Raw genomic sequence first — 15,516 nt, forward strand, 5'->3', positions numbered from 1 at the left:
TCCTCAGGCTACCGTGCTCCGGTGCTCACCCTCGTCGGCATCAACTGCGCGGCAATTGCCTTGGTCAGCCGCTTGTACGACTGCGACTCGGAATCGAGGAACCAGGTCCGTGGCCCCGGCGCCGGCAATCCGGCCGCAGCCAAAGCAGTGGAGCTCGGACGGTACGACGAACCCACCGGGATCTCGTCAACCACGTGCACGATATCCGGACGAGCGTCGAAAGCGATGCGCGAGAGGGCCTCTGCAAGCTCGGCAGAACGGAACTGCCGTCCCGGACGCCATGTCACGGCAGCGACCGCCAGCTGATGCGGCGCGTCACCGACTCCGTATGCAACGGCAAGATCCACCCGCGCCACACTCGACAACGCGTCGACGATTGGCTGGGTGAACACGGGACCGCGGAGCGTGGAAATGACCGTGTTCTTGTGGTCGATCAGCCAGTAGTCGCCGTCGGCGTCCCGGCGGAAGAGATTTTCGGTGGGAATCCACGAATCGCCGGCTTGGAAGAGACCTCGCATGGCTCCGCCCGAGAGATCGGCGGTGAATCCCGCGCGCCCGAGCAGCAATCCGACCTCGTCTTCGGCGCACTCACGGACAAATCCGTTTCCGTTCTCGAGGAGCCGACCACTCAGCGGGTCGTATGCCGCCAACCGCACCTGCGCGCTACCCGGCAGTGGGCGCCCCTTGGAACCAACTTTGGAGCCTGCAACATTGGCAAGAATCACGTCGCCTTCGGTCGACGCATAGAACTCGAGTACCTGCGCGGGGTCGAACGCCTCCGTTGTCCGCTTCCACAGACCATGGGGCATGCCCGAACCGATGAACAGGCGGACCGGATGACTACCGTCGATGAGAAGAAGATCCTCGTCGAGTATCTCGCGCATCATCGACCACGTGTAACTCACGACCGTCACGCCGTAGCGGTGGATTTCCTCGACGAACCTCGCGGGGTTCAGTCCACGTGAGAGCGCAATGCGTGAGCCACCGGCCATGGCACCACCGATGGTCGCGAGCAGACTCGACGAATGATGGAGTGGTGCAAGGCAGTACACGGTGTCACCGCGATCGAGATCTGCCGCCGTGGCCGTGCCGAAGGCCGACAGTGCCCACCGGTAGTTGGTGATCTGCTTGGCCTCGAGCACACCGCCGGATTCCGCAAAGATGATGAAGGCGAGTTCGCGGGCGACACCGGGATCCGGTCGGTACCACCCGGGCAGATTGACCTTCGTCGGATCGATTTGTTCGAGATCGATCACGTCGTGTGACGGATCCACCTCGAGGCCACGGGCATCGCCGCCGCCGAGCACCAGTACCGGCCGACCGGTAACCACTGCAGCATCGACGTTTTCCGGATCGGTGATGATCCGATCGACCGACCCCAGCTTGACCGCCGCCGTGATGTCGGAGCCTGGCGGAAGCATGACCGCGACGGCACCAAGTCGCGACAGGGCCGCGATGGCCGCGAGTGCGCTGGGGCGGGTCTCCATCAGGACACCGACATGCGCTGCCGGACGCACTCCCACGGAGATCAATCCACGCACGACATTGTCGATACGCGCGTTGACCGCTTCATAGGTGTGCACGCGATTGTCGAAGAGGAAGCACTCGCCGTTCGGCGCCTTTCGACGCTGCTCCGCCAGCAACTGGCTCAGCGAGATCTTGGTGTGCGGCTGAATCTGGTTGAGTCGAGCCAGACGTGGCAACGCTCGTGCCGCTTCTCCCGACAATTCGAAAGTGCCGCGCAACGCACCGGCGGCAAGGTCACTGATTCCCTTGGTGACTCCTGCACCTACTTCAGCGACCGAGGCGACGGTGTGGATGATCCGATTGCTGATCGACACACCGGTCTGGTCTTCGAGGTCGGCGCCGTAGACCATGTTCGCGATACGGTCCGGGAGGGGTCCACCCGTCTCGGTCCACTGCACGAATTCACCGGTGGTCGGCCAGGTGTGATTGGCCGCGGTGGAACCGACAACCAAACCGAAATGACCTGCACGCAAGGTAGATTCGTAGACCTTCGCCCGCGGAGCGGCTTGACTGATGCCTCGAACCGCTTGCGGCTGGCCGATGTCGTCGACCTCGCCGACGAATGCCAGGATGGGGCAGGTGATCTCGGCGAGCGAGACCAATTGATCCTTGATGACGAACCCACCGGTCATCATTCGGTTGTGCACGATGAACTGCTTGAGCAGTTCGGCTACCGCGGGCCCCGACCACGCGACCCAACCCTCGGTCGCGAGGAAGCGGCGTTGCTGCTCCCGCGGAAGCAACGCCTCACGGTCGTGCAGTTGAAGCAGAAAGTCGACGCGCATCTTCAGCGTCTTCACGGGATCGAGCAACTGGAACCCGGTACGGGCCATCCACCCGGTGACCGCCAGGCGATTGAAGACGTGATCGGCGAGGAAATCTGCACCCTTGGTTGCCAATCCCGCCGGGATGCCGAAGGGTAGCGCGGCGAGTGTGTCGACCGGACTGCCGAAGGTGATGACGCTGGCGATGTTTCGACTACGCCGATACGCGGCAGCCTGATAGGCGAACATGCCACCCTGCGAATAACCGGAGATGTGAACATCTTTTCCGGTGTGACGGTGGATGTGATCGACGATGTCGCTGAGAGCGATGATGTGATCGGCGAGGTTACGATCCCAACCGCCCTCTTCGGAGTCGGGCGAACCGAAATCGACGACCCAGGGATCAAGGCCCATCTCGTGCAGAATTCCCACAGCGCCCTGGTCACGGGTCACGTCGTACACGTTCGCCGACATCATCATCGGCGGGATCAGCAAGATCGGTGCGCCGACGGTTTCCGGGTCACTGTCCGGGAAGTAGCGCCGTAGCCGATACATCGCTGCGCGTTCGACGATCTCGAACGGCGACGTGGTCGCATCCGTTTCCAGCCCACCCAACCGGACGACCTCGAGGCCGTTTTGTGCTGTCGCAACCACCCGACGAATCGGGCCCAGCACAGACTTGGAATTCAATCCCACCATTTCACTCCCAAGTTACTCACCATGTGACGTCAGTCTCATTTTTCCCGCGCGCGACAAGCCTACTGACGACGAATACGCGTACGCGGTCAGGGAGCAAATTCTGCTACCTGACCGCGTACGACCGAAGGACTACTGCCGAAAAGAGAGCGACAACACTCGTGACCGCGAGGTCACAGGGTCCATTCCCGCAGTGACTGCGCCACTGCTTTGACTCCGTCCAGCTGCTCGGCAACCCGCACCCCCGCGGTGCCGCCTCGCGCGTTGCGCGAAGCGATGGAACCCTCGACTGTCAGCACCTCACGAACAGCGGGTGTCAGCGCGCTGTCGACGCCGGCCAGCTCCTCGTCAGTGAGATCTTCGAGTCCGACCCCTCGTGCTTCGGCGACACGCACGCACGCTCCGGCAGCCTCGTGGGCAACCCGGAACGGCACGCCCTGACGCACCATCCACTCCGCGATGTCGGTGGCCAACGTGAACCCTGCCGGAGCTAGTTCCGCCATGCGCTCGGTGTGGAACTCGAGCGTCTGCACCAGACCGGTGATGGCCGGGAGCAGCATCTCGAGCTGCGCAACCGAGTCGAAAACCGGTTCCTTGTCCTCTTGCAGATCGCGGTTGTACGCCAGCGGCTGAGCCTTGAGCGTCGCCAACAATCCGGTCAGGTTGCCGATCAAACGACCCGACTTACCGCGCGTCAGTTCCGAGACATCCGGATTCTTCTTCTGCGGCATGATCGACGATCCCGTCGACCACGCGTCGGCAAGCGTGATGTAGCCGAACTCCGGTGTGCTCCAGATGATGATCTCTTCCGCCATACGGGAGAGATCGACACCGATCATCGCAAGCACGAACGCTGCCTCGGCCGCAAAATCACGCGAAGCCGTTGCGTCGATCGAGTTCTCGGCCGAGCTGTCGAACTTCAATTCCGCTGCAATGGCTTCGGGGTCGAGACCGAGCGAGGAACCGGCCAGTGCACCGGAACCGTACGGGGACACCGCAGCTCGCACGTCGAAGTCGCGAAGGCGCTGCACGTCCCGCAACAGTGGATGTGCGTGAGCGAGCAGGTGATGCGCCAACAGGACCGGCTGAGCCGCCTGCAGGTGCGTCTTGCCCGGCATCACGGCATCCGGATGCGCCCCGGCCTGAGTCGCCAATGCGTCGGCCACGTCGAGAACTCCGGTGGAGATGCGGCGGACTGCATCGCGAAGCCACATGCGGAACAGCGTGGCCACCTGGTCGTTACGTGAACGACCGGCACGCAGGCGTCCACCGACCTCAGGCCCGACGCGCTCGATCAGACCACGCTCGAGTGCGCCGTGTACGTCCTCGTCCGAATCACTGGGCCCGAAGGCGCCACTGGCGACATCTGCCGCCAGACGGTCGAGACCGTCGAGCATCGTCGCGAGGTCGGCTTCGCTGAGCAGACCTGCCTTGTTCAGCACACGCGCATGCGCCTGCGACGCCCGCACGTCGTACGGAGCGAGGACCCAGTCGAAGTGAGTCGACTTGCTCAGCGCCGCCATGGCAGCGGCCGGTCCGGACTCGAACCGCCCGCCCCACAGCGCACCTTCGTTGGTGCCGTGTTTTTGAGCGTCTCCGTCACCGCGAGCCGTCATGGCTCAGAGTCCCAGATCGCGCTTCGCGGCGACCTTCGACGACAGACCGTGGATCTCGACGAAGCCCTTCGATGCGGACTGGTCGAAGCTGTCGCCCTCGTCGTACGTCGCGAGGTTGAAGTCGTAGAGCGACTCCGGGCTACGACGACCGTTGACGGTGATGGCTCCACCGTGCAGGAAGAGACGAATGTCGCCGGTGACGCGTTCCTGCGTCTTGTTGACGAACGTGTCCAGTGCGTCCTTGAGGGGCGAGAACCAGAGGCCGTCGTAGACCAGCTCGGACCAACGCTGCTCCATCTGACGCTTGTAGCGACCGAGTTCGCGTTCGAGGGTGACGTGTTCGAGTTCCTGGTGCGCGGTGATGAGAACCATGGCGCCGGGAGCTTCGTAGATCTCACGGCTCTTGATGCCCACGAGACGGTCCTCGACGACGTCGAGACGGCCGACGCCCTGAGCGCCTGCGCGCTTGTTCAGTTCCTGAATGGCTTCGAGAACCGACACCGGGCGGCCGTCGATGGCGACCGGGCGGCCCTTGTCGAAGCTGATGATGAGCTCGTCGGGTGCGTTCCAGTTGACCGTCGGGTCCTGGGTGTAGTCGTAGACGTCCTTCGTCGGCGCGTTCCACAGATCCTCGAGGAATCCGGTCTCGACGGCGCGGCCCCAGACGTTCTGGTCGATCGAGAACGGCGACTTCTTGGAGACGTTGATCGGGATGTTGTTCTCTTCGGCGAAGGCGATGGCCTTCTCGCGGGTCCAGGCGTAGTCGCGGACCGGTGCGATGACCTGAAGGTCGGGTGCGAGGGCGCCGAATCCGACCTCGAAGCGAACCTGGTCGTTGCCCTTACCGGTGCAACCGTGCGAGACGATGGTGCCGCCGTGCGAGCGTGCAGCTTCGACGATGTGCTTGACGATCAGCGGACGGCTGATGGCCGAGACCAGCGGGTAGCGGTCCATGTACAGGGCGTTAGCCGCGATGGTCGGCAGGCAGTATTCGTCCGCGAACTCGTCGCGGGCGTCGACGACAACGGATTCGACTGCGCCGCAGTCGATCGCGCGCTGACGCACGACCTCCATGTCCTCGCCACCCTGCCCCAGATCGATGGCGACGGCGACAACTTCAGCGCCCGTCTCCTTACCGATCCAACTGATGGCAACAGAAGTGTCCAGCCCGCCCGAGTAGGCGAGTACGACGCGATCGGCCATGGTTTTTGTGCTCCTTCGGTTGAAAATCTCTATCAAAGAATAAGGGGTCAGGCGAGCGATTCGATCATGGCCGCGAGTTCCGCTCCGGAAAGCGGTTCCCGGGCCACCACGAAGATGGTGTCATCTCCGGCGATCGTGCCCACGATGTCCGGCATCGAGGACCGATCCAGTGCGCTCGCGAGGTAGTGCGCGGCCCCCGGCGGTGTCCGGAGAATCGCCATGTTGCCGCTGAAATCGGTGGAGACCAACAGCTCACCCAACAGCCGTGAGAGACGGTCGGTACCGCCGGACACACCGCGTACCGGGTTCCCGTCCTCCGGCACCACGTAAACACCGGCGCCGCCGTCGGCGGCGCGCAGTTTCACCGCTCCCAACTCTTCGAGGTCACGAGAGAGAGTGGCCTGCGTCGCTTCGATGCCCTCGGCACCGAGCAACGCCGCCAGCTCCGTCTGACTTCGGACGGGGTGCGCCGCCAGCAGCGCGATGATGCGCGACTGGCGACCGGCCCGAGTGGGAGCGACGCTCACGCCTGGTCCAGTTGGGTTCGCTGTTCCAACAGCCACACGAGCAGCGCCTTCTGGGCGTGCAGACGGTTCTCCGCCTCGTCCCAGACGACGCTCTGGGGTCCGTCGAGAACCTCGTCGGTGACTTCTTCGCCGCGATGCGCGGGCAGGCAGTGCAGGACGACGGCCTTCGGATCTGCCTTTGCGAGCAGCTCCTTGTTGATCTGGAACGGACGGAAAGGTCCGACGCGATCGAGCCCGTCGTTCTCCTGACCCATCGAGGTCCAGGTGTCGGTGACCAACGCGTCGGCGCCGACGACGCCGGCCTGTGGGTCCTGCGTCAGGGTGATGGTCGCGCCGGTTTCCTCGGCGCGTTTGCGTGCTGCTGCCACGACCCAGTCCGCCGGTTCGAAGCCGGCGGGGCTTGCGATGGTGACGTCGATGCCTGCGGTCACTCCGCCGAGCATCAGCGAGTGAGCCATGTTGTTGGCGCCGTCGCCCAGGTAGGTCAGCTTCAGCCCCTTGAGCTCACCCTTCTGTTCGATCAGCGTTTGCAGATCGGCCAGAACCTGACAGGGATGAAATTCGTCGGACAATGCATTGACGATGGGAATCGTTGCGCCCGTAGCCATTTGCTCCAGGCGCTTCTGGCCGAACGTGCGCCACACGACGGCGTCGACGTAGCGGGAGAGAACGCGTCCGGTGTCCGCCAAGGTCTCTTCACGACCGAGTTGAGTGCTGCGCCCGTCTACGACGACAGCGTGGCCGCCCATCTGTGCGATGCCCATCTCGAACGAGAAACGTGTACGCGTCGAGTTCTTCTCGAAGATGACACCGACTCCGCGGGGACCCTCGAGCGGACGCCGAGCGAACGGGTCCTTCTTGAGAATCGCTGCGAGTTCGAGAACTTCGGCCTGCTGCGCAGGAGTCAGATCGTCGTCCCTGAGAAAGTGTTTCACCACGGTAGTCACTTCTCCCCCGGCTGGTCAGCCGATAGTGCGCTGTCGAAGATGGCAGGTAGTGCTGCCACGAAGGTTTCGGCCTGCTCGTCCGTGAGGATGAGCGGCGGCGCCAACCGGATCACTCCGGGTTGCGCTGCATTCACAAGGTACCCGGCTTCGCGCGCTGCGTTTTCCACCGCCGGCGCGACGTCCTCGGTCAGCACGACACCCAGCAACAGTCCTGATCCCCGTACGTAGTCGACCAACGGATGGCCTAGATCTTCGATGCCCGCCGAGATGGATTTACCCAAACTGTCGGCGCGTGAGATCAGGTCTTCCGCTGCAATGGTTTTCAGCACGGCAAGTGCCGCCGCAGCACACACCGGATTGCCACCGAACGTCGTACCGTGCTTACCCGGTCCGAACAACTCGGCCGTTGCCCCGGTCGCGATGCAGGCGCCGATCGGCATTCCGCCACCGAGTCCCTTCGCGAGGGTGATGACGTCCGGCACGATGCCGACTGCCTGATGGGCGTAGAACCAGCCGGTCCGGCCGATGCCGGTCTGCACTTCGTCGAGCACGAGAAGTGCACCGCGCTCGGCGGTGATCCGCCGAGCCTCGACGAGGTATCCCTCGGGTGGCACCACGACGCCGCCCTCACCCATGATCGGTTCGAGGAACACAGCGGCGGTGTCGGAATCGACGGCCTGCTCGAGTGCCTCGACGTCGCCGTACGGCACGAACTCGACACCGGCGGGCATCGGTTCGAACGGCGCCCGCTTGGCCGGCTGACCCGTCAGAGCGAGTGCGCCCATCGTGCGACCGTGGAAGGAGCCTTCGGCTGCGATGATCTTCTTCCGGCCGGTGGCGCGAGCGAGCTTGAAGGCAGCCTCGTTCGCCTCGGTACCGGAGTTGCAGAAGAACGCGCGCCCGGTGACGTTGCCGAGATGAGCGAGCAACTGCTCCGCCAACTCGACGACCGGCTCGCTGGCGTACAGGTTGGACACGTGGCCGAGTGTCGACAACTGAGTAGTGACGGCTTCGACGACGGCCGGATGTCCGTGTCCGAGGATGTTGACGGCGATTCCGGCCAGGAAGTCGACGTACTGCTTGCCGTCGGCGTCGGTGAGTACGGCGCCGTCACCGCGGACGAGAGCAACCCGGGGTACGCCGTAATTGTTCATCAGCGAAGCGGACCACCGCTGCTGCAGATCGATCGTGCTCATGAGCTAGCTCCCTGCTGGGGACCGGCGACGGAGGGACCCGGCACGACCATCGTGCCGATTCCTTCACCGGTGAAAAGTTCGAGTAGGACTGAATGTTCGAGCCGACCGTCGATCACGTGCGCCGACGGCACACCTCCGCGCACCGCGCGAAGGCAGGCCTCCATCTTGGGCACCATGCCGGCGTCGAGACTCGGCAACAACTGGGCCAGGTCGTCGGTGTCGATCTCGGTGGCCAGCGAGGCTCGGTCCGGCCAATCGGTGTACAGGCCCTCGACGTCGGTGAGGACAACGAGCTTCTCGGCACCGATCGCCTCGGCCAGTGCGGCAGCAGCGGTATCGGCGTTGATGTTGTGGACGACGCCGTCGGCGTCGGGCGCGATGGTCGAGACCACCGGAATACGTCCTGCCGCAATGAGATCGAGTACCGCGTCTGGGTTCACGGTGGTGACGTCCCCGACCAGCCCGATGTCGGTCTGCTCCCCCTCGACCGCAACAGTGCGTCGAGTAGCGGTGAACAGGTGCGCATCTTCACCGGAGATACCGACCGCGTACGGACCGTGCGCGTTGATCAAGCCGACGAGTTCACGGCCGACCTGACCGAAAAGCACCATCCGCACGACGTCCATCACCTCGGGCGTCGTGACCCGGAAACCACCGCGGAACTCACCCTTCATGCCAAGGCGCGCCAGCATCGCGTTGATCTGCGGGCCACCGCCGTGCACGACGACGGGATGGATGCCGACAGTCCGCAGGAACGCCATGTCGGCGGCAAATGCCGTTTTGAGCGTCTCGTCGATCATGGCGTTTCCGCCGTACTTGACCACGACCACCTTGTCTCGGAATCGCTGCAGCCACGGCAGCGCGTCGGCGAGGACATGCGCCTTCTGATGCTCGCTGATCACGGGATACGTCTCGGTCATGACGAATACGCCGAGTTCTCTTCGACGTAAGCATGCGAGAGGTCCGTGGTGCGAATGCTCACGGACTCGTTGCCGATTCCCAGATCGATGTCGAGTTCGATGTCGATCCCACTCAGGTCCACCTCACGCGCCCCCGGAGCACCGACGCCGTCGATGCAGACGGGACTCCCGTTGAAGGACACACTGATTCGATCGGGATCGAGCTCGATGGGAGCGATACCCACTGCGGCGAGAACGCGACCCCAATTGGGATCGGAACCGAAAAGCGCTGTCTTGACCAGGCTGTCGCGGGCGATGGTCCGGGCGCCGATCAACGCATCGGACTCGGACGCCGCGCCGCGAACCGTCACCTTGACCCGCTTAGTGACACCCTCGGCGTCTGCCATCAACTGATCCGCGAGATCATCACACACGGCCAGCACTGCGGCGTTCAGTTCGTCCTGCGTCGGCGTGACACCGCTGGCGCCGGAAGCCAACAGGAGCACTGTGTCGTTGGTGGACGTGGCGCCGTCGACGTCGAGGCGATCGAAGCTCAGGTGGGTGGCGGCGCGCAGAGCGGTATCGAGCTGATCCGCCGTTGCGACAGCATCGGTCGTGACGACGCACAGCATCGTGGCCAGCGCAGGCGCGAGCATGCCTGCGCCCTTGGCCATTCCGCCGACGTTCCATTTGTTCGCGTGGTGCAGCGACGCCTGCTTCGGCACGGTATCGGTGGTCATGATCGCGTATGCCGCGTCGGTGCCGCCGGAGATTCCGCCAGCGAGTTCGTGCACCACCTCGGTGACACCGGGGATCAGCTTGTCCATGGGCAAGCGGTCACCGATAAGTCCGGTCGAACAGACAGCGACCTCGATCGCGCCCGTCTCGGTGCCCCAATTACTCAGTGCCGAAGCAACTTCCTCGGCAGTCTTGTGTGCATCCTGGAATCCACCCGCGCCCGTGCAGGCGTTCGCGCCGCCCGAGTTGAGGACCACCGCGCGCAGCTTGCCCGTCGTCAGGACCTGCTGAGACCAGAGCACCGGAGCTGCCTTGACCTTGTTCAGGGTGAAGACGCCGGCAGCGGCCAGATCGGGTCCCTCGTTGAGCACCAATGCGAGGTCCGACTTGCCACTCTTCTTGATACCGGCAGCAATTCCGGCACCGCGGAATCCGGCAGGTGCGGTGACGCCCTGCGTGCGGAGCAGACGTCCCCCGGCGACGTGAACCACGTCTGCAACGGTCGCGTCAGGCTCGGTTGCGTTGTCGATCTGCTGCGGATTGTCGGTGCTCACGGAGCTACTCCCACGGTAGAGAGACCTGCGGTCTCGGGTAGGCCAAGGGCGAGATTCATCGATTGCACCGCGCCACCGGCGGTGCCCTTGGTGAGATTGTCGATTGCCGAGATGACAACGAGCTGACCGGCGTCGGCGTCAACGGTGACCCCGATCTGTACGGCATTGGATCCGATCACGGCACCGGTCTGCGGGAAGACTCCGGCAGGCAGTACGTGGATGAACGGCTCGTCGTTGTATGCCTTGTCGTAGATTTCGCGCGCTTGCTCTTCGGTGGCCGTGGTGGCTGCCGTGCAGGTCGCGAGGATGCCGCGCGGCATGGGCGCGAGGACTGGAGTGAAGGAAACACTGATGTCCTTGCCGCCTGCGGCCGAAAGATTCTGAATGATCTCAGGGGTGTGGCGATGGACACCTCCGACACCGTACGCACGGACGGAGCCCATGACCTCGGAACCCAGCAGATCAGCCTTCGGTGCCCGGCCGGCGCCCGAAGTGCCACTGACCGCAACCACGTTCACGTGTGAGTCCACGATCCCCGCGGCAACGGCGGGGGCCAGCGCGAGGCTCGCAGCCGTCGGGTAGCAGCCCGGAACGGCAATGCGGGTTGCGCCTACCAATTTCTCACGGGCACCGGGCAATTCAGGAAGACCGTAGGGCCAGGTACCGGCATGAGTACTCTTGTAGTACTTCTCCCAGGCTGCGGGATTCTGCAGCCGGAAGTCCGCGCCGCAGTCGATGATGACCGTCGATTCGGGTAGCAACTTGGCGTACTGAGCCGAATTTCCGTGCGGGAGACCGAGGAAGACAACGTCGTGACCCGAGAGGATTTCGACAGTGGTCTCTTCGAGTACCCGCGACGAGAGTGGGAGCAAGTGCGGATGATGCTCACCGAGCGTCGAACCGGCGTTGCCACCGGCGGTCAGCGAACCGATCACCAGACTGCCGTCGACATAGGAGGGGTGCCCGAGGAGCAGACGCAGAACCTCACCACCGGCGTACCCACTGGCGCCGGCAACGGCGACTCTGATCGGCTTGCGTGTGTTCTCGGTCGTACCACCTTCAGTCATGTCACACAGTATGCATCATTGTGCATCGGAATGCATAATTACTTACCCATGGATCGCCGGATCTCCTCGAGCTTGGCTTTTGCGGCCTTCTGGCGCTCGTCCCACTGCTCGTCCACGGACTTTCCGGCAGGACTCTCGTGTGCCAATTCGGCCGAACCTATGGAAGTACCGAAGCGCCCCTCTATCTTCTCCCGAACACGGTCGAAAGTGGGGACTCCCCCTTCGGTGTAGTCGGGTTCGGGAATTCTCGGGTCGGTCGCAAGTACCACCGGGACGTCGATGATCTCGTCGACCTCCACAACGGTGTCGGGCAGTTCGACTTCTTCGGCGTCGGTGATCGTGTTGTCGTCCTCTACACGGTGCGGCTCGAGGCTCGCGGCAGCGGTGTCCACCACGGAAAGAAGGACCGACAAACTCGGACGACGCTCGACCACTGCGCGGACGACCGCGAGGAAGTCCTTGTCGTCGAGTGCACTGGCGGCCTCGACTACCTGGTGCACGGACCCATCATGTTCGGACCCATCATTTCGTGACACTGTCAGTCCCTTCTCGAAAACGCCGACGGACAATTCCGATCCTTCCACGACCGTCCGTCGAAGGGGTCAGCGTGACGCGAGATACGCGGCAAACGCTTCCTCGCTCGAATATTCGGGGACGTATCCGAACTGTTCCTTGAGCCGCCGATTGTCGAGAACCGGTCGGTACTGGAGAAATCCGACGCGCTCCGGACCGTGTTCCGTTACGCCCAATCGCCGTCCGACGCGTAGAACGCCTCGCAACAACCATGCAGGAAGCGTCACCGTGCTCTTGCCCATCCGGGAAGCCAACTCGTCGACGGTCAGCACGCCGTCGCCCGCGACATTGAAGATGCCCACTTGGTTTCCGGTCACGGCCTCCGCAAAAGCGCCCGCGACATCGGTGTGCCAGACGAAGACGAAGGGGCTGTCGCTCCCGGCAACCTTGAGCAGCTTGCGGCGATCGAACAACGCGGTGATCTGATTGTCGACGCTCTCGCCCAAGATCGTGCCGATCCGGAAGACAACTTGTTCCAACTCCGGGTGTTCGACGCGATATTCGGCGAGCATCTCCTCGACCAGGCGTTTGTGGCGACTGTATGTGAATTCGTCGTTGCCTCGGACAGGTACGTCCTCGGTGATCCACGGTGGGTTGTCGGAGTGGTAGCCGTACGCCGCTCCGGACGAAGACACGACGACCCGTCCAACCCCGTGTTCGACGCAGGCCGCGAGCACGTTTCGTGTCCCGTCGACGTCGACGCGGTACTCCTGCTCTGCTGTCGTTTTCTTGCCGGGATTCACGATGGACGCAAGGTGGATCACGACGTTCGGTCGGTACTGACCGAACACCCGCCCCAATTCTGTGGGGTCGCAGACGTCCGCCCTGACGCGGCGGATGCGATCGTCCGGCGTGTCCTTGACCGTGAGGTCGACACAGACGACGGTGATGCCCTGCGCGATCAGTGCGTCGATGACAGCGGTACCCAGGAACCCGTTTCCGCCCGTGACGAGTGCGACGGTCATGCCGGTACCGCCTTTCGGGCGCGTCGCTTGGACCAGATCGTCGCCAGAGCCAACCCGGCGATGATGTCCCAGATCCCCCACCAGCCGGCCACGACGGCCATGCCACCGAGCCCGTCGAAGAACGTGAACACCAGGCCAAGCCCCAGCCCGGCATTGCGGATGCCGACCTCGAAAGAGACGGCGCGACGGCTGTATTCGTTCAACCCGGTGACGGCGCCGCAGAAGTATCCCAGTGCTAGGGCAACCGTGTCGTGCAGGAAGACCGCGAGCAGTACCACCCCGATGTAGTCGACGAAGTACGACGCGTTCCCCGACACCCCCGCGACGATGAAGATCAACAACGCCACCAACGAACCGTATTTCACCCAAGGCTGCGCTTTCGCGGCGATCTCCGGAAACCTTCGTGCCGCCCAGATGCCGAGAACGAACGGCACACCGATGATCAGGGCGATTTGCGCGACCATCTCGAGCGCATTCAGGTTCACGGACTGCAACAGAGCGTCGGTCTCCGGGCGTCGGCTCCCCCAGAACGCAAGATTGAGCGGCATGAGGAAGATCGCGAGGACGTTCGACACCGCCGTCATGGACACCGAGAGTGCGACGTCGCCGCCCGCCCGGTGAGTCAGGACGTTCGAGATGTTCCCTGGCGGGCAGCACGCCACCAGGATCATGCCGAGTGCTACCGACGGAGCCGGCGAGAGAATCAGCGTCAGGAGAAAAGTCACTGCCGGCAACAGCAGGAACTGCGCAGCAATACCCACCGCCATCGCCTTGGGTTTGGTGAGCGCACGACGAAAGTCGTCGACCGAGGTGTCGAGGGCGATCCCCAGCATGATCGCGGCCAGCACCGCGTTGAGGATCATCAACGATCCCGGGTTGAAGTTGAGCACCACGTCGTCGATCGGCATCACTGTCCTCCCTTCGTCAGAGCGGCATCAAGCAGTCCGATGTGCCGCTTGATCGCCGAGCGGTAGGCGTCCTTGTTCACGTAGTAGGCCATTCGTCCCAACTTCAGGTACTTGTATCCCCCGGACAGATCGGGAGGAGGACCGGCCGCCGCCGCCGAGAATTCCCGCGCCGCGGCGGGGGCTTCGGTACGTGCGGTGATCAATTTGGCCACCAACTCGGCCTGCTCGAAACGGCCCTGCCACCCGAGACCGGATGCTTCGACCATGCCGAGAACAAAGAGATTGTCGTGGCGGCGACTCGCGACGTTGAGGAACAGGTCCGGGGCAGCGCCCGACCAGTCCAAGTCCTCGCGCGCGATGAAGGGATAGTCGAGGTGATACCCCGTGGCGCAGAGAACGAGGTCGTAGTCGGCAGACGATCCGTCGACAAACCGCACCGTCTTCCCCTCGAACCGGTCGACGTCGGCGCGCACGTGCACATCACCGTGCCCGATGTGGTGCAGGATCAACGAGTTCACGACCGGATGCGATTCGTAGATCTTGTAGTCCGGTGCCGGAAATCCGAACCGCACCGGATCACCCGTGAACTGCTTGAGTACCAAGGTGTCGACGCGTTGTTTGATCCACGGCGGCAACGGCTTTCCCTGATTCAAGGTGTCCGAGGGTCGGCCGAACAGATACTTGGGGACGAAGTAGTAGCCTCGCCGAACGCTCAGGTCGACGCACTCGGCCTGGTGAACGGCATCGACGGCGATGTCGCATCCACTGTTGCCCGCTCCGATGACCAGTACCTTCTTCCCGCGGAAGATCTCGGCGCTGCGGTACTGGCTCGTGTGCATCAACGTGCCGGTGAAGTCGCCCCGGAAAGTCGGCATGTTCGGCTTCGACAGCGTTCCGTTCGCGATGATCACGCCTCGATACCGCGCGACTGTTGTCTCACCGCTGCGACTGCGCGTGGTGACCTGCCATAGCGAATCGACCGGCGAAACGTCGACGACGGTAATGCCGAAGGCAAAGTGCCTGCGAAGATCGTGAGTATCGGCGTAGTCGCGGAAATAATCGGCAAGTTCGACGTGGCTCGGGTAGTCGGCCACCGAATCAGCCATCGGGAACTCCGCGAATGCGGTGGTGCCCTTCGAAGAGATGAGGTGCGCCGACTCGTAGACGGTGCTGTGCGGGTTGTCGATGTCCCAGAGCCCACCGACGTCGTCGTGGCTCTCGAAGCCGTCGAACGCTATCCCGGCCCGATCGAGGTTTCGCGCGCCGGCCAATCCAGACGGGCCCGCTCCGATCAGCGCGTACTTCTCCTCTGTGATCATCCGTCGAGCGTCGCAGA

General features: G+C 63.5%; 13 protein-coding genes. All 13 read right to left on the reverse strand.

Translation table 11 applies throughout. The features are described from left to right. Nucleotides 1–8: 8 nt before the first annotated feature. On the reverse strand, nt 9–2,990 hold the full coding sequence (locus A0W34_RS15785) for an acyl-CoA synthetase (RefSeq protein WP_021334041.1): 2,982 nt from the start codon (nt 2,988–2,990) through the stop codon (nt 9–11). A gap of 170 nt (nt 2,991–3,160) precedes the next feature. After that, entirely contained in the window at nt 3,161–4,603 is a 1,443-nt protein-coding gene (gene argH, locus A0W34_RS15790; protein WP_081557920.1) for an argininosuccinate lyase, read from the reverse strand. Between the two features lie 3 nt (nt 4,604–4,606). Then, nucleotides 4,607–5,806: an argininosuccinate synthase gene (locus A0W34_RS15795; RefSeq protein ID WP_007736221.1), complete on the reverse strand. Its 1,200-nt coding sequence runs from the start codon at nt 5,804–5,806 to the stop codon at nt 4,607–4,609. Nucleotides 5,807–5,853: 47 nt separating this feature from the next. After that, the gene (locus A0W34_RS15800) at nt 5,854–6,333 is read right to left on the reverse strand and encodes an arginine repressor (RefSeq protein WP_020907875.1); all 480 of its coding nucleotides are present in this window, start codon (nt 6,331–6,333) and stop codon (nt 5,854–5,856) included. Beyond that, entirely contained in the window at nt 6,330–7,280 is a 951-nt protein-coding gene (gene argF, locus A0W34_RS15805; protein ID WP_064075615.1) for an ornithine carbamoyltransferase, read from the reverse strand. The genes A0W34_RS15800 and argF overlap by 4 nt, the downstream gene beginning before the upstream one ends. Further along, on the reverse strand, nt 7,277–8,476 hold the full coding sequence (locus A0W34_RS15810) for an acetylornithine transaminase (protein WP_007736227.1): 1,200 nt from the start codon (nt 8,474–8,476) through the stop codon (nt 7,277–7,279). The genes argF and A0W34_RS15810 overlap by 4 nt, the downstream gene beginning before the upstream one ends. After that, a complete protein-coding gene (gene argB, locus A0W34_RS15815) occupies nt 8,473–9,396 on the reverse strand; it encodes an acetylglutamate kinase (protein WP_081557921.1) in 924 nt (307 codons plus the stop codon). Before argB ends, A0W34_RS15810 begins: the two co-directional genes overlap by 4 nt. Continuing rightward, nucleotides 9,393–10,643 (reverse strand): bifunctional glutamate N-acetyltransferase/amino-acid acetyltransferase ArgJ, encoded by a 1,251-nt coding sequence (gene argJ, locus A0W34_RS15820; protein WP_064075620.1) that lies wholly within the window; start codon nt 10,641–10,643, stop codon nt 9,393–9,395. Before argJ ends, argB begins: the two co-directional genes overlap by 4 nt. Before the next feature lie 20 nt (nt 10,644–10,663). Continuing rightward, complete coding sequence (gene argC / locus A0W34_RS15825) at nt 10,664–11,734, reverse strand: N-acetyl-gamma-glutamyl-phosphate reductase (RefSeq protein ID WP_081557922.1); 1,071 nt, start codon at nt 11,732–11,734, stop codon at nt 10,664–10,666. 38 nt (nt 11,735–11,772) lie between these two features. After that, nucleotides 11,773–12,234 carry a hypothetical protein gene (locus tag A0W34_RS15830; protein WP_021344370.1) on the reverse strand — a complete coding sequence of 154 codons (462 nt, stop codon included), beginning with the start codon at nt 12,232–12,234 and terminating at the stop codon, nt 11,773–11,775. Between the two features lie 102 nt (nt 12,235–12,336). After that, entirely contained in the window at nt 12,337–13,272 is a 936-nt protein-coding gene (locus A0W34_RS15835) for an SDR family oxidoreductase (protein ID WP_054781544.1), read from the reverse strand. Continuing rightward, nucleotides 13,269–14,180 (reverse strand): bile acid:sodium symporter family protein, encoded by a 912-nt coding sequence (locus A0W34_RS15840; protein WP_081558818.1) that lies wholly within the window; start codon nt 14,178–14,180, stop codon nt 13,269–13,271. The genes A0W34_RS15835 and A0W34_RS15840 overlap by 4 nt, the downstream gene beginning before the upstream one ends. After that, nucleotides 14,180–15,499: a flavin-containing monooxygenase gene (locus tag A0W34_RS15845; RefSeq protein WP_007736253.1), complete on the reverse strand. Its 1,320-nt coding sequence runs from the start codon at nt 15,497–15,499 to the stop codon at nt 14,180–14,182. The genes A0W34_RS15840 and A0W34_RS15845 overlap by 1 nt, the downstream gene beginning before the upstream one ends. Nucleotides 15,500–15,516 lie beyond the last annotated feature (17 nt).

The organism is Rhodococcus sp. BH4 (genome assembly GCF_002079265.1).
Classification (GTDB): Bacteria; Actinomycetota; Actinomycetes; order Mycobacteriales; family Mycobacteriaceae; genus Rhodococcus_F; species Rhodococcus_F qingshengii.

Excerpts from the sequence above, each read along its gene's own strand:
- A0W34_RS15785 (WP_021334041.1), bottom strand. The coding sequence starts at position 2,990 with ATGGTGGGATTGAATTCCAAGTCTGTGCTGGGCCCGATTCGTCGGGTG.
- argH (WP_081557920.1), bottom strand. The coding sequence starts at position 4,603 with ATGACGGCTCGCGGTGACGGAGACGCTCAAAAACACGGCACCAACGAA.
- A0W34_RS15795 (WP_007736221.1), bottom strand. The coding sequence starts at position 5,806 with ATGGCCGATCGCGTCGTACTCGCCTACTCGGGCGGGCTGGACACTTCT.
- A0W34_RS15810 (WP_007736227.1), bottom strand. The coding sequence starts at position 8,476 with ATGAGCACGATCGATCTGCAGCAGCGGTGGTCCGCTTCGCTGATGAAC.
- argB (WP_081557921.1), bottom strand. The coding sequence starts at position 9,396 with ATGACCGAGACGTATCCCGTGATCAGCGAGCATCAGAAGGCGCATGTC.
- argC (WP_081557922.1), bottom strand. The coding sequence starts at position 11,734 with ATGACTGAAGGTGGTACGACCGAGAACACACGCAAGCCGATCAGAGTC.
- A0W34_RS15835 (WP_054781544.1), bottom strand. The coding sequence starts at position 13,272 with ATGACCGTCGCACTCGTCACGGGCGGAAACGGGTTCCTGGGTACCGCT.
- A0W34_RS15840 (WP_081558818.1), bottom strand. The coding sequence starts at position 14,180 with ATGCCGATCGACGACGTGGTGCTCAACTTCAACCCGGGATCGTTGATG.
- A0W34_RS15845 (WP_007736253.1), bottom strand. The coding sequence starts at position 15,499 with ATGATCACAGAGGAGAAGTACGCGCTGATCGGAGCGGGCCCGTCTGGA.